The organism is Microbulbifer sp. (assembly GCF_036563125.1).
Taxonomy (GTDB): domain Bacteria; phylum Pseudomonadota; class Gammaproteobacteria; order Pseudomonadales; family Cellvibrionaceae; genus Microbulbifer.
Window position 1 is genome coordinate 1 of sequence record NZ_DATCMV010000144.1, and the last position, 12,926, is coordinate 12,926.

Consider the following 12,926-nt stretch of genomic DNA (forward strand, 5'->3'; position numbering starts at 1 on the left):
GAAATCATCGTTACCGCACAGAAGCGCGAGCAGAACGCGCTGGAAGTGCCGGTAACCGTCGACACCTTCTCCACCGCCGATATGGAAAACACCAATGCGCTGAAGCTCAGCGATATGGCGGACTATATCCCCGGTTTTGAAGCTGGCTCCGGCGTTACCCAGTCTGCACTCAGCATCCGCGGCGTCAGCAGCTCCAACATCAGTGCCGGTGGCGACCCGTCCGTAGCCGTGTTCTACGACGACGCCTACGTGCCGGCGCCGGCCACCTCCATGTCCTTCTCCGACATGCAGCGGGTGGAAGTATTGAAGGGCCCGCAGGGCACCCTGTTCGGTCGCAACGCCGCAGCGGGTACCGTGAACCTGGTGCCGAATCCACCGCAGCAGGATTTCGAGGCCTTTGTATCCACCCGCGTGGGCAACCACGGTCTGACCCAACTTGAAGGAATGGTGAACGCCCCGCTGGCGGACAACTTCTTTGTGCGCGGCAACCTGATGAGCTTCCAGCGCGACGGTTTTGTGGAAAACGTATTCCCCGGTGGTGATGACGCCGGCGCGGAAGACATCGTTACCGGACGTGTTGCCGCCCTTTGGCAGATCAGCGACAAGACCGCCGCCCAGCTGTCTTACGACTGGGACGAAGTGGACAACGCCGCGCGCCAGGCCATCGGTGTCAGCGAATACGCCTACAGCACCAACCCGTTTGATCACAAGGTAGAAAACGACGTGGTAAACGGCGGCGAGACCCGCTCCATGTCCTCCGTCAACGCCAAGCTGACCCACGCGTTCGATGACGCCTGGAGCATGAAGTGGGTATCCAACTTCCGCCAGTGGGAAACCACCAACCGTGAGGAAGAAGACGGCACCGCGGATATCACCCGCTATCTGGACACCAACAACGTGTTCGATTCCGATATCAGCTACCACGAGTTGCAGGTGAACTTCAGCGGCGACCGCCTGACCGCGGTGATGGGTGCCAACTACTCCCACGAGAATATCTACCAGCGCACCGATGTGACCGCTTCTGCCGAGTCCATTACCCGTCTGGTGACCACCAATATCGTCAACGACCCAACCCTGCGTGGAATGGTCGAGGGTGCTGCCGGTGAGATGGGACTGGCGATGCTGGATAGCATCGATCACCTGTGGAACGCAGACGATTGGGCTCTGTTTACCACCATGGTCGCGGGCACAGCGCTTCCCCAGGACGGTGTCTACTACGACATGGTCAGCCAGCAACTCGGCATTGGCGGCATGCTGTTCGGCCCCGAGTTCGGCGGCGAGTACTGGACCGAGTCTGTGGAAAACACCGGTGACTTCACTAACTACGGTGTCTACGCTGACTTCGACTACGAGCTGAGCGACAACATCAGCGTGCTCGCCGGTCTGCGCTACAGCACCGACGAAAAAACCTTCACCTGGGAGACCCCCGGAACCAGCTTCCGCGACATGCGCGGTGATCTGCCGGTTGAAGAAGTGATCTTCTCCGCTGCTGACGCCTACAACGTGGGTGAAGGCGTGCGCCGCGCCTCCGACAAGTGGAGTGCAACCACCGGTCGTGTGGTGGGCCAGTACCACTTCACCGACGACGCCATGGCGTACCTGTCGTACTCCACCGGCTACAAGTCCGGCGGTTTCGACTCCCTCAACCTGCTGACCGCGGACAACCCGATCGAGCCGGAAGAGGTGGACAACATCGAGCTGGGCATCAAGGGCGACCTGCTGGATAACCTGCGCGTGCAGCTGAGCTACTTCGACATGACCGTCGACAACCGCCAGCGCAGTGTCGAGAGCAAGCGTCCGGAATCCGCCAACGCGCTGCCGACGGTGATCAACGGCGACCAGCAGTTCAACGGCGTGGAAATCACCGTCGACTGGATGGCGACCGAGTCCATGCGCTTTGGCCTCGTGACCACCGTGCGCGATGCGGATTCCCAGTGGGAGCCCTACTACGACGCACAGGGTGAACTGCAGTCCGAGCGTCAGAAGTCTTCCGTGGACACCGCCTACACCGTCACCTTCGACTGGGCACCGGCGATCTCCGTGGGCGACCTGAACCTGCATCTGGACTACATCTTTGCCGAGAACAGCGACCAGCTTGAGCCGGGCTTCGTGGCCAGCTTCAGCGACATCGAGGGCGTGGGTGCGGACGACAAGCGTCTGAACGGACGCATGGTGTGGATGAGCGGCGGCGGCCGCTACGAGCTCGCGCTGTGGGGCCGCAACCTGCTGGACAACGAGCGCACCGGTATCCCCAGCGGTCGCTCCATGGCGGTGTTCGGCACTCCCTACACCTCCGTGTCCGAGCCGCGCACCTACGGTGCCGAGGTTCGCTACAACTTCTAAGGGGGTCATACCCCCAGTGGTTGCGGGCCCAGCCCGCGACCTGGAAGTGCGAAAAAGCCGCCCGCGATGCGGGCGGCTTTTTTTGTGGGCGCAGGAATTTACCGGGTGGGGGCCGCACTCAGCGCTCCGGCACCGTGGGTTCACTGTGGGTGGGTTCCGGCGGCTGCTGTCGCGGTGGGCGGCGCGCCTCCAGATAGCGCTCGATGTAGGGCTTGTGGGTGTAAATCACATCCTCCGGCAGCCGGTGCAGGTCGAAGAAGCGGTAACCGTAGATTTCGCCGTCGCGGATCGCGATGTGCGGGTCCTTGAGGCGCCCGCGAATGGCGATATTGATGATCCCCGAGCGCGGCACCTTGTTCACTTCCAGCACCTCGAAATCGTCGATCTTGATATTGAGTTCCTCGCGCAGCTCCCGCCGCGCCGACTCCTCGAATGACTCGTTGCGTTCCACCCAGCCCCCGGGCAGTGCCCATTTGTCCTGGTAGGTGTGGCGCACCAGCAGCAGCTGGTTGTTGCGCTCGACGAAATACACCATCCCCACCACAAACTTGTCGGTGAGCGCGTAGGAGATATTCCAGCGGATCTTGGGTGGCAGCTTGCGGTAGAGCTCGTACTTGAGCCCGGGAAAAGCCAAAAACGCCCCCGTCACCAGCAAGCCAAATGCCAGCAGCACGAAAATGGTTTTTTTCAGCAGTGATCGCATGTTCCCGGGGCGGCTTCTTTCATGGCAATAACAGGTAGAGTGTATCCGACTGGTGTCAGGGCTTTCGAGTTCTGTTTCCGGGGCGGGTTTTTACCGGTTCTGTTACAGACCCGACATTTGTTCGCGCTATAGTGCTCTAAGCGCCCGCTCACCCGCTTGAGGGTCAGACAGCAATAATAATCCGCGGTTTCGCCGGTTCGGTGTGTGTTGCACCCGAAGCGCGACGCCGCTGCCTGGCAAAGGAATGACTTCATGGCGTCAAAAATCACCCGATCGGCCCCGTTCCGGCGCGCGCTACAGAGCGGGTGTCGTTTACTGGCGGGCCTGCTGCTGGCCGCTGTCGCGGGTGCCACTGTGGCTGAATCTCCGGCAGTAGTGGGCGAGGGGGCGGCGCCGGCTAAACCGGGGGCCGCCGATATCGAGCCTGCACAGCTGGAAGCCATCGTGGTGGCGGCTATCCAGCCGGTGGTGGAGAAATATCAGGTGCCGGGCGTGGCACTTGCGCTCACCATCGGCGGCGAACCCTACTTTTTCAATATCGGCGACACGACGCTGGAGGGCGGTGCGCCGGTGACCGAGCGCACCCTGTTTGAAATCGGCTCGGTGAGCAAAACCTTTACCGCCACCCTAGCCGCCTACGCGCAAGTGAAGGGGGCGCTAGATTTTGGCAAGCCGGTGAGTACCTACCTGCCAGCACTGCGTGGCAGCGCCATGGATTCCATCTCTGTACTCAATCTTGCCACGCATACCGCCGGACATTTCCCTCTGCAGGTACCGGCGGAGGTACGCAGCGATGAGCAGTTACTGGAGTACTTCCGCAACTGGCAGCCGCAGTACACACCCGGCAGTAAACGGACCTACTCCAACCCCGGCAGTGGTCTGCTGGGGCTGGTGGCCGCGCGCAGCCTGCACCAGCCCTTTGCCAGTGCCATGGAGGAGCATATCTTCCGCGGGCTGGGGCTGCCGGACACCTACATTCAGGTACCCGTTGAGAAAATGGCGGGCTACGCCGAGGGGCACAACAGCAAACACCAGCCAGTGCGCCTGGATATGGGGCTGTTGGGTGAAGAGGCCTACGGCGTGCGCTCGAGCGCCGCTGATTTAACCCGTTACCTGGCGGCGCAGATGCAGCTGGTGAAGGTGAATACCGATCTGGATAAGGCGCTACAGCAAACCCGTCGCGGCTATTTCGAAACCGAACACTACGTGCAGGACATGGTGTGGGAGCAGTACCCACTGCCGGTGAAGAAATCGCAGCTGCTTGCGGGCAACGCTCGGGAAATGATCGGCGACCATCAGGTAGCCGCCATTTCTCCGGCGCTGCCAGCGCAGAGAAATGTGCTGATCAACAAGACCGGCTCCACCGGCGGTTTCTCCACCTATGTGGCGTTTATCCCGGAAAAGCGCTTTGGCTTTGTGCTGCTGGCCAATAAATATTTTCCCAACGAGGAACGGGTGGCGGTTATGTACAACATTCTGGAATCGCTCATGCCCGACGTCACCACCGCGGGAACTGCTGACGAGCAGTAGGCTGCCGAGAGTTTCGTTCACAGGTTGGTGATACCGGTAGTTTTTTGGCATGCTGCGTGCATTCAGTAATGAGTTTATTGGTGTACGTGGTACCGGGGAAAATTCGCATGCAGGAAGTAACAGCAAAGATTATGCCGCGGGATGACCGCCAGTTTATTGGCAAAGTGCACTCAGAAGTCGACACCAGAACCGGCGTGCGCCTGGTTACCTGTGAATTTGATGCGGCCGGCTATCAGCCGGAGCTGTATGCAGAACTGGGTATCGCCATGCCCGAATCTATCGCGGGTTCGGTGCCCAAGCGGCAGGCGGAATTTCTGGCGGGCCGCTATGCTGCGGCGCTGGCGCTGCAGCATCTCGCCCCGGTGCGTAATCAGGACGTGCAGGTGGGGATTGGTGAAAAACGCAATCCGCTGTGGCCGAGCGGCGTTGTTGGCTCCATCTCCCACGTGGGCAGTGTGGCCGTGTGCGCGGTAAGCCGGCGCATGGACAAGGATTACCTGGGTATCGATGTAGAAGTGCTGATTCCCACCCGGGTCTGCCGCGAGATAGCGGCGATCGTAGCCACCAGGCAAGAGCGGGAACTGCTCCGCGCCGAGGGGCTGTCCGAGAGGGTGGCACTCACTCTGATCTTTTCTGCCAAAGAGAGTCTGTTCAAGGCACTTTACCCGAGCGTGCGCGATTACTTCGGCTTCGAGGTTGCCGAAGCGGTAGAGCTGCGTCTGGCAGATCAGACATTGGTGCTGCGCCTGGTCGAACGCTTCGCCAGCAAACACAATTTACCGCGGGATTACGAATGCCAGTTCACCCTTGGGGAACACTGGATTCAGTCGGTCACCTGTGGGAAATTTCCCCAGCGCGCGAACCTGAAGGCGATCGGTTGACGCCGACTACCCCAGCTTTACCAGCAGCTCCAACGCTTTACTAAGCTGGGCTTCACTCACCCCCGAAGTCAGCTCTTCAGCGATGTGCGTGAAACTCACACGGGCATCCTTGTAGAGCGACTTTCCAGCTTTCGACAGCCTGACCAGGCTCTGCCTGGCATCGCGCGGATTCTGGACTTTCTCCACCACGCCGTTTTTCTCCATGGGCAGCAGCAGGCGGGTGACCCCCGATGCGCTCATGCCGAGATATTCCGCCAGCTCTATCCGGGAAACCTCCTGCGGGCACTGGCACAGGTAGTCCATTACCAGATATTCGGTCAGGCTGATGCCGTGGACGCTTAAGCGGTTGCCGGCCTTGCGGGCGAGCTTTGCAGCGAGAATGGCGTTGTTGATGATAAACGCTGAGCTGGTATTGGACATGACAGGTATGCTGCACAAATAGTTGACTAAGCAAGTATATGTGCAGCATTTGTTCTGTCAAGGATTGAGTCGTCGTCTATTTCTCGATGTCGATTCCGGCCGTTGCCTCGACCACTTCGCGGATGCCGTTAGCGCACACAGGGCAGAACCGGTTATCACCGCCGTCGCGTAACATCAGGCAGTTAAGTGTCGGCCGGTAGTACTGGGTGGGGCTGTAATTGGCTCCCTGAAAGGCACCGACTTCGTCGATGTAGGGTTCTTCCAGCAGCCAGCTCTGGTCTCCCTTCAGTGTGTCGAGGTAGCGCTGTTTCTGCCATGGCGTCGGTAAGGGCGTTGATGGTTTGACCAGGTGCGCCCACTTGAGATTTTGCTTATCCAGCAGTGCAGTGACATTGGGTTCGTGGGGCTCCACCACTTTTTCCGCATTGGCGTAGCCGGGGGTTGCGTGGAAGTATTCGTCCGCGAGACCGGCGAGATGGTGGCCGAGTTCGTGCACCAGCAGGAAACGCATGCGCGGCTCGAACACCGGAACTACGGTGTAGCTGCGATAGATACCGCTGGCACTGTAGGTGCTGGAATTGGTCAGGATCACGATATTGTCGTAGGGCACCTGCATGGCGGCATTGCGCAGGCGATGGTCTTCCATCGTCAGCGCATAGCGGGCCATCTCCAGTGCATTGGGGTTGACCTTAAGCGCGGTGTCGCCGCCGAGCGTGGCTTCACGGGAGGGGAGAAACAGGGCGCGCACATTGAATTTATCCCGCAGGCTTGCATATGGCTCTACGTCGAACAGTGCCTCACTCGCCTGCTGTGCAGCGGCGAAAAATTTTTCCTGCTCTTTTTCGGTAAAGCCTTCGGCAATAAACAGCAGATCCAGGTGACTTTCCGGCGCGCCCTGAATAGCCAGATCCCGCGCGATCGCCGGCAGTATGGATTGCGCAGTAGCAGGTTTGGCATCCGCTTCGATGGAGGTGTGCCAGACGCGTTCGAAAGGCTGTCCGTCCTGATCCAGCTTCCTGCGCGAAATCACCAGGGTCGAATCTTTTTCTGGAGCGGGAAATCGCACCGATTCCTGAAAGGTCTTGCGGCTGTTGGTGGCTTCCACGCCGTGGGACCAGTCGGAATACACCGAGCTGTAGCTGTAGGAAAACCAGGGTTTCTCTGCGCCGGCTTCAAACAACTCTACCTTGTAGTCGCCTCTTTCCAGTCGATCCTGTGTGGGTCCACTCCAGTGCTGGGGTTCCTCCAGCAACTGCTCAATTTCAAAGGTTTCCGCGGCGGCGTTGCCGCCCTCGTGCATGAAGTCCAGGCGCCACATGGGCACGGGCGAACCGGCCACAACTGGCAGGGCTATCAGGGCCGATAAGGAGAGAAGCAGGAGATGCAGGCTGCGCATGGTGGCTCCAATACAAAATAAACCGGCCACACGTTAACGGCCGCGGCGCGCGACGGCAACTGGCGCCGCATTGCCGGACGTGGTACTCCCCCCATGCAGCCTATATGATGGGACGCAGGTGACAGCGCTCGATGTGCGGTCACCTGCAGTTCATCTATTGCCTGTATGCAGTGAAAATAATGAAGCAGATATTCCGGTCACGCCGCGTCACACCCACCCTGTGGTCATTCATCGCTCTTTTGGTCGTTTCGTCTGTGCAGGGCGCGCCCTCAACTTCGGCGATAAAGCAGCCTTCCGCCTCGATACAGTCCGCAGCTACGGCGGACTACCGGATAGCGCCCCGCCCCGCGTGGGTACAGCCGCTGGAAATACCGGAGGGCAAGGCCCGCGGAAAGGCGCTGGCGGATGACGGCCTGCGCAACCTGGTGCTGGATACCCAGATCAATCTCACCGGTGACAAGAAAGAGCGTTTTTTCCGCATTGCAATGCAGCCGCTGCGCCAGCAGGGTCTGCAGCAGATTTCCAGCATCAGCCTCGGTTTCTCTCCCGCCTATGAGGAACTGGTCATTCACGACGTGAGCGTGGTGCGCGATGGTCAGCGCAGCGATCGGCTGGCGAGCGCGGATATCAAACTGTTCCAGCGCGAAGAGGAGCTGGAGCAGGATATGTACGCGGAGCACTGGACCGCGATGCTGCTGCTGAAGGACCTGCGCATCGGCGATATCGTCGAGTACAGCTATTCGGTACGCGGCAGCAACCCGGTGCTGGGGGACAAAAACTTTGGCCGCGAGTTGCTGGCCTGGGGTGTGCCCATTGAGCGCATGTACATCGGCCTGTTGACCCCGAAGGAACTGCCGTTGTACCTGCGCACGAGCGACGGTACCACCGCTATCCGCACACGCGATGAGGGCAACCTCACCCGCTATTCCGTGGATATCCACAACAGCGCCGCGCTGCGCCAGGAAGACGGCGTGCCCGAGTGGCTCACCCCCTATCCCTATCTCGAATACACCCAGTACGCCGACTGGCACCAGGTAAACGGCTGGGCGAATACTCTGTACGGCGCCGCTTCCGATCCGGTACCGGCGGAATTCGACCGCTGGCTGCAGGGCCTGCGCGGCAGTCCCGCGCACAAGGCCGCGGCGGCGACCCAGTGGATTCAGGAACACATCCGCTATTTCGGAATCGAGCACGGGGTCAATTCCCACCTGCCGTCGTCACCGCTGGAAACCTACGACCGGCGCTTCGGCGACTGCAAGGACAAAACCGTGCTGCTGATCGCCGCACTGCGCAGGCTGGGCATCGATGCGTATCCCGCGCTGGTGTCGTCGGTGGAGAACCTGGATCTGGACACGCGCCTGCCGTCCCCCGGTCATTTCGACCACGTGATTACCACCTTCCTGCTTGACGGCAAGCGCTACTGGGTCGATCCCACGGCCACCAGCCAGAACGGTGAACTGGAGGCTATGTCGCTGCCGGACTTTAACTGGGGGCTGGTAGTGAATGGGGAGGAGGGAAAACTCACCCGAATCGAGCCGGTAGCGCCGGAGCAGTTGAGCGGGCGTGTCCATGTGGAGGAAACCCTGACCCTGGACGACAACCGTCAGTCCGCGGTGTTCGAGGTGGTCAGCCACTATGTCGGTTGGAGTGCCGAAGACATGCGTGCGTATGCAGGCTACCGCGATGTGGACACCATCACCAATGATTTCCTGCAGTTTTACGCGCGCTATTTCCCCGGTATCGAAATGCTGGAACCGGTGGTCATCAGCGAAGTCGAGGGGCGCAACGAGTTGCGCGTGCGGGAAAAATATCGCCTGCGCAACCTGGGCGAAAAAAGTGGTGGCCAGAACCTGCTCAAGCTCGCGGCCGCCAGTGTGGTGACAAACATCTCCCTGCCGAAAACCCGCCAGCGTGAATATCCATTCCGCCTGCCCGGGCAGCTGCAGGTGGACGAACGCTTTACCGTTATTGCGAAAAACACTGGCGACCTGCGCTGGCTGAGCGGGCAGAGCGCCGAGAACATCGCCAATCCCTGGTTTGAATTTTCCCGCGATGTAGAGCAAAGCCCGCAAAAAGTAACGGTGAATTACCGCTACCAGTCACTGGATAAATCGGTAGCGCCGGAGCGCTTCGGGGAATATCTGCAGGCCATCGACCGGCTCGATTCGGGCCTGACCTATTCCGTATGGCTGGCGCCGGCATCGGTGACACCGAATGAGCGGCGCGAGCGCGCGCGCAATCTCGCGCGAGACCTGCTCGAGCGCAAATAACGCGCGCTGCACATACTCGGAAAAATAAAGCCGGTGGGAAAACATATGCTTCATTTCAAAAAATACTGGCAGTGTGCGGCGTTGGCCGCACTGCTGAGCGGCTGTGCAGCGCCGGTCGCGGTGGATGGCGGTGCAAAAAATTCCGAAGCGCAACGCGCGCGGGCGTCAGCGGCGCCGTCCGCGGAGGTCCAGTTTTCACTGGAAAGTTACGCCGAAGCGGACGCGCAGCTCGCAGTACTTGCGCAGAAAATCCGGCTCGCACCGGATTCGGTACCCTTCGCCGAATTCTGGTCTGCCTACCTGCAAAGTTCTCGCCTGATCACCGCGGTGGATACCCGTGAGGCATTCCAGCGGGAGATGGCGCAGCTCGCCGAGGACGATAGCGATTGTTCGGCCATGGACTGGGAGCAGTGGAGTGCGCGCAATTTCTTCGAACTGGAACCGCACCTGGCGGCCGAGGAGTGTTACCAGTTTCTCGGCGAAACCGAGCTGGCGCGTCAGCATGAAAATGCCGTGCAATATATCCTGCGCGGTGTGTTGGGTAGCGGCGATGGCAAGAGCATAGACACCGCCTACGAAATTGCGCTGCTGGACCACGCGGATGAAATTCTCTACCTCGCCGGCTACCAGGTGCGCGACTCGGTGTTGCAACCGGTGGCAGGTGGCGTCGGCCTGATGTATGTGGTGACCGCGGAAGATCCGGAAACCGGTGTGCAGCGAGAAGTATTTTTCGAAAACGAACGCGCAATCAATATCCTGCTCGGTGCCACCTATCCATTTGCCGGGGTTGGTGGCAATTACGTCGCGCAGGTACTGCGCCCACTGGCGGAGGGCGGTACGCCCTCGGCACAGGTGGGGCTCGGGCGCCTGCTGGAAGATCGCGGTGAGCTGGAACAGGCAGCACAGCAGTTTCTCAACGCTACCGGAGCCGGCAGCGAGACCGGGGAATTTCGCCTGGGAGTACTGGCACTGTCCGGCAAGCTGCCTTCACTGTCGCAGGAGGACGGGGTGGATTTCCTGATGTCCGCGGCGCAGAAGGGGAGTGCCAATGCCATGATCGGGCTCGCGTTTGCCTATCGCCAGGGACTCGGGGTGGAACCGAGCGAGGAACTGTTCGAGCAGTTTATGGCGGCGGCGGATCAGCGTCTCGAACCCGGCAGGGCGTGGATGCTGTTATCCACTTACTTTTTTGCCGAGCGCTGGGATGTGTCCCTGCAGCAGGGTATCCAGTATGTGCGCCGCGCTGCGCAGGAAGGATTCCTTCCGGCACAACTGGTGATCTTGCAATCGGACCTGAACCGGGAGTGGCAGAGTGCGGATCTGGAAACTCTGTTGCCGCGCCTGCAGTCGATCGCCGAAGCGGGAGATACCGCGGCACAAGTCGCCTTTGCACGACGGGTTCTGACCGCACCTTCACTGCAGCCGGCCGAGCGCATCGCGCTAGCCAATACTTTCTTTGATGCCGCGCTGGCGGTGCACTCCGATGCCGCCCACGCCCTGGAGGGAGATCTCAAATGGGCCGCGCGCGATTACCAGGGCGCAGAGCAGGCTTACTGGCAGGCGATGTCGGATACTGCGGGTCAGCTGGGCATGGCAAAACTGCATCAGCAACAGCGCCTGCCCAATGCCGACAGCGAGATGGCGGTACTCTGGTACATGATGTGCGCCACCGCCGCCGATAGCGAGTGCCTCTACCAGTTGGGCAAATTGTTTCTGGATGGCGACGGCGTGGAGCGCAATCCCGAGCTCGCGCGCACCGCATTTACCGAGGCGGCGCAGAAGGGGCATAGACAGGCAGTGCTCGAGCTGGAAAAGGGAAAATCGCGACAGTAATCGTGTTTGGCAATTAACTTGGGAAATTTGGACTATCGTCTGTAGACGTGCGTGCGTTAAGTGTGTGGAAATCTGCGCAGGGCGGCGTTTCATTGCACGTTTGACCAATAAATAACCTTTGTATAGGGTTGCGCCTTCATATACCTCTGTACAAGGTTTTTCCAATTTTGCCCGAGGCTCGACGCATGGTTTCCAGTAGTGGAACTGAACAGAAGACTTCTGACCGCAGTGAGCGTAAAGCCGCGGGCAACAAGAAGGCCGAGAAGCGCGAAATCGCCAAGGGCAAAATACTGCATGCCACTTTGGATCTGATTGCGGATGAAGGATTGGCTTCCCTGTCCCACCGCAATATTGCCAAGGCCGCCGGCGTGCAGCTGGCGATGACCACCTATTACTTCGGTACTCTGGAAAACCTGATCGAGTCCGCGTTCGATTTGCATGCTGAGCGTATTCAGCCCTGGCGAGACGAAATCGAGCAAAGGGGAGACGATTGCTACCGGCAGTTTGCTCCAACCTCAGACAGCAGCGCAGTCGTCCCGGTAGCAGAAGCGGAAGCGGATGCTTTTGTCCAGGCGTTAACCGCATTGATCGTCGAAATTATTTTCGAGGAAGCGACTGTCAAAAAGAAAATGATTTCGGCTGAATGCCAGTTCGTCTTCGCGCAATATTTGCCGGACGCGCTGGACAAAAAAGTGCGTGCGCTGGATGAGTCGCTGACGGATATCGCCGAGAAAAGTTGCCGTCGGCTCGGCAGCTCGTCACCACGGGTGGACGGTGAGTTGCTGCGCTTTACCATGCGCCAATTGGAATTGAGTTCGGTGAGAAGCCGGTTCCCCCCGGATCTGGAAATGATGACAGCCAGTATCGGTCGTTTACTGCGCGGTTTTCAATTACAGGGCATGCCGGCAATAGCCGCCGAGAGTTGACTCTGATCCCACCGCCGGTGGTAAAGGTCATTACCCGAAACCCGAGGTAATGGCAAAGCTACCCCCCACCGGCTTTCAATGGTCCCCAGTCAGTGCTCGGGGGCCATATGCAAGATTTCACCTTTACCACCACCAAAACCATTACCGTTGCTGCGGGCGCTGCTAAAGAGCTTGCACGGCACTGCCGTGCCACCGGTGCCAGCCGGATTCTGCTGGTGACCGATAGTGGGATCCTCAACGCCGGATTGCTGGACCGCGTACTGCCCGGGTTCGACGCCTCGGATCTGCGCCTGGGCATTTTTGACCGGGTAGAGGCAGACCCCAAGAGTGCCACCGTGGAGGCGGCGGTACAGGCGGCGCGGGGGCTGGGCGCGGAAATGATTGTCGGCTTCGGCGGCGGCAGCTCCATGGACGTGGCCAAGGTAGTAGCGGTGCTGGCGCACCCGGATTGTCGCCAGTCGCTCGACGAACTTTACGGTGTGGGCAATGTGCGCGGCCCGCGCCTGTCCCTGTTGCAGGTGCCCACCACCGCCGGTACCGGTTCTGAAGTAACTCCTATCGCCATCGTCACCACCGGTGAAACCACCAAGGCCGGTATCGTCTCGCCTCTCCTGCAACCGGACA

At 59.9% G+C, this 12,926-nt stretch carries 10 protein-coding genes; 7 read left to right on the plus strand and 3 right to left on the minus strand.

The features are described 5' to 3' along the window. On the plus strand, nucleotides 1-2,343 hold a 2,343-nt coding region (locus VIL80_RS12205; RefSeq protein ID WP_332036381.1), incomplete at its 5' end, for a TonB-dependent receptor. Between the two features lie 118 nt (nucleotides 2,344-2,461). Here the strand turns inward: VIL80_RS12205 and VIL80_RS12210 are convergent. Next, nucleotides 2,462-3,046, minus strand: coding sequence for an NUDIX domain-containing protein (locus tag VIL80_RS12210; protein ID WP_332036382.1), 585 nt, complete (start codon nucleotides 3,044-3,046; stop codon nucleotides 2,462-2,464). Between the two features lie 252 nt (nucleotides 3,047-3,298). Here VIL80_RS12210 and ampC point away from each other — a divergent pair, with 252 nt between their 5' ends. Together ampC and VIL80_RS12220 are read left to right on the plus strand one after the other, a co-directional pair. Next, on the plus strand, nucleotides 3,299-4,576 hold the full coding sequence (ampC, locus tag VIL80_RS12215; protein WP_332036383.1) for a class C beta-lactamase: 1,278 nt from the start codon (nucleotides 3,299-3,301) through the stop codon (nucleotides 4,574-4,576). A gap of 107 nt (nucleotides 4,577-4,683) precedes the next feature. After that, complete coding sequence (locus VIL80_RS12220) at nucleotides 4,684-5,457, plus strand: 4'-phosphopantetheinyl transferase family protein (RefSeq protein WP_332036384.1); 774 nt, start codon at nucleotides 4,684-4,686, stop codon at nucleotides 5,455-5,457. A gap of 6 nt (nucleotides 5,458-5,463) precedes the next feature. Here the strand turns inward: VIL80_RS12220 and VIL80_RS12225 are convergent, their stop codons facing one another. Further along, complete coding sequence (locus VIL80_RS12225) at nucleotides 5,464-5,877, minus strand: MarR family winged helix-turn-helix transcriptional regulator (RefSeq protein WP_332036385.1); 414 nt, start codon at nucleotides 5,875-5,877, stop codon at nucleotides 5,464-5,466. A gap of 76 nt (nucleotides 5,878-5,953) precedes the next feature. Beyond that, entirely contained in the window at nucleotides 5,954-7,273 is a 1,320-nt protein-coding gene (locus VIL80_RS12230; protein WP_332036386.1) for a M64 family metallopeptidase, read from the minus strand. A gap of 179 nt (nucleotides 7,274-7,452) precedes the next feature. Between VIL80_RS12230 and VIL80_RS12235 the strand changes: the two genes are divergently transcribed. The 4 genes from VIL80_RS12235 to VIL80_RS12250 form a co-directional block, all read left to right on the plus strand. Continuing rightward, on the plus strand, nucleotides 7,453-9,543 hold the full coding sequence (locus tag VIL80_RS12235) for a DUF3857 domain-containing transglutaminase family protein (RefSeq protein WP_332036387.1): 2,091 nt from the start codon (nucleotides 7,453-7,455) through the stop codon (nucleotides 9,541-9,543). A gap of 45 nt (nucleotides 9,544-9,588) precedes the next feature. Further along, nucleotides 9,589-11,376, plus strand: coding sequence for a hypothetical protein (locus VIL80_RS12240; RefSeq protein ID WP_332036388.1), 1,788 nt, complete (start codon nucleotides 9,589-9,591; stop codon nucleotides 11,374-11,376). Nucleotides 11,377-11,561: 185 nt separating this feature from the next. After that, nucleotides 11,562-12,302, plus strand: coding sequence for a TetR/AcrR family transcriptional regulator (locus VIL80_RS12245; protein ID WP_332036389.1), 741 nt, complete (start codon nucleotides 11,562-11,564; stop codon nucleotides 12,300-12,302). Nucleotides 12,303-12,409: 107 nt separating this feature from the next. Continuing rightward, a partial coding sequence (locus VIL80_RS12250; protein ID WP_332036390.1) for an iron-containing alcohol dehydrogenase occupies nucleotides 12,410-12,926 on the plus strand: 517 nt, incomplete at its 3' end.

Coding starts and splice junctions, on each gene's coding strand:
- VIL80_RS12210 (WP_332036382.1), bottom strand. CDS start 3,046: ATGCGATCACTGCTGAAAAAAACCATTTTCGTGCTGCTGGCATTTGGC.
- ampC (WP_332036383.1), top strand. CDS start 3,299: ATGGCGTCAAAAATCACCCGATCGGCCCCGTTCCGGCGCGCGCTACAG.
- VIL80_RS12220 (WP_332036384.1), top strand. CDS start 4,684: ATGCAGGAAGTAACAGCAAAGATTATGCCGCGGGATGACCGCCAGTTT.
- VIL80_RS12225 (WP_332036385.1), bottom strand. CDS start 5,877: ATGTCCAATACCAGCTCAGCGTTTATCATCAACAACGCCATTCTCGCT.
- VIL80_RS12230 (WP_332036386.1), bottom strand. CDS start 7,273: ATGCGCAGCCTGCATCTCCTGCTTCTCTCCTTATCGGCCCTGATAGCC.
- VIL80_RS12235 (WP_332036387.1), top strand. CDS start 7,453: ATGAAGCAGATATTCCGGTCACGCCGCGTCACACCCACCCTGTGGTCA.
- VIL80_RS12240 (WP_332036388.1), top strand. CDS start 9,589: ATGCTTCATTTCAAAAAATACTGGCAGTGTGCGGCGTTGGCCGCACTG.
- VIL80_RS12245 (WP_332036389.1), top strand. CDS start 11,562: ATGGTTTCCAGTAGTGGAACTGAACAGAAGACTTCTGACCGCAGTGAG.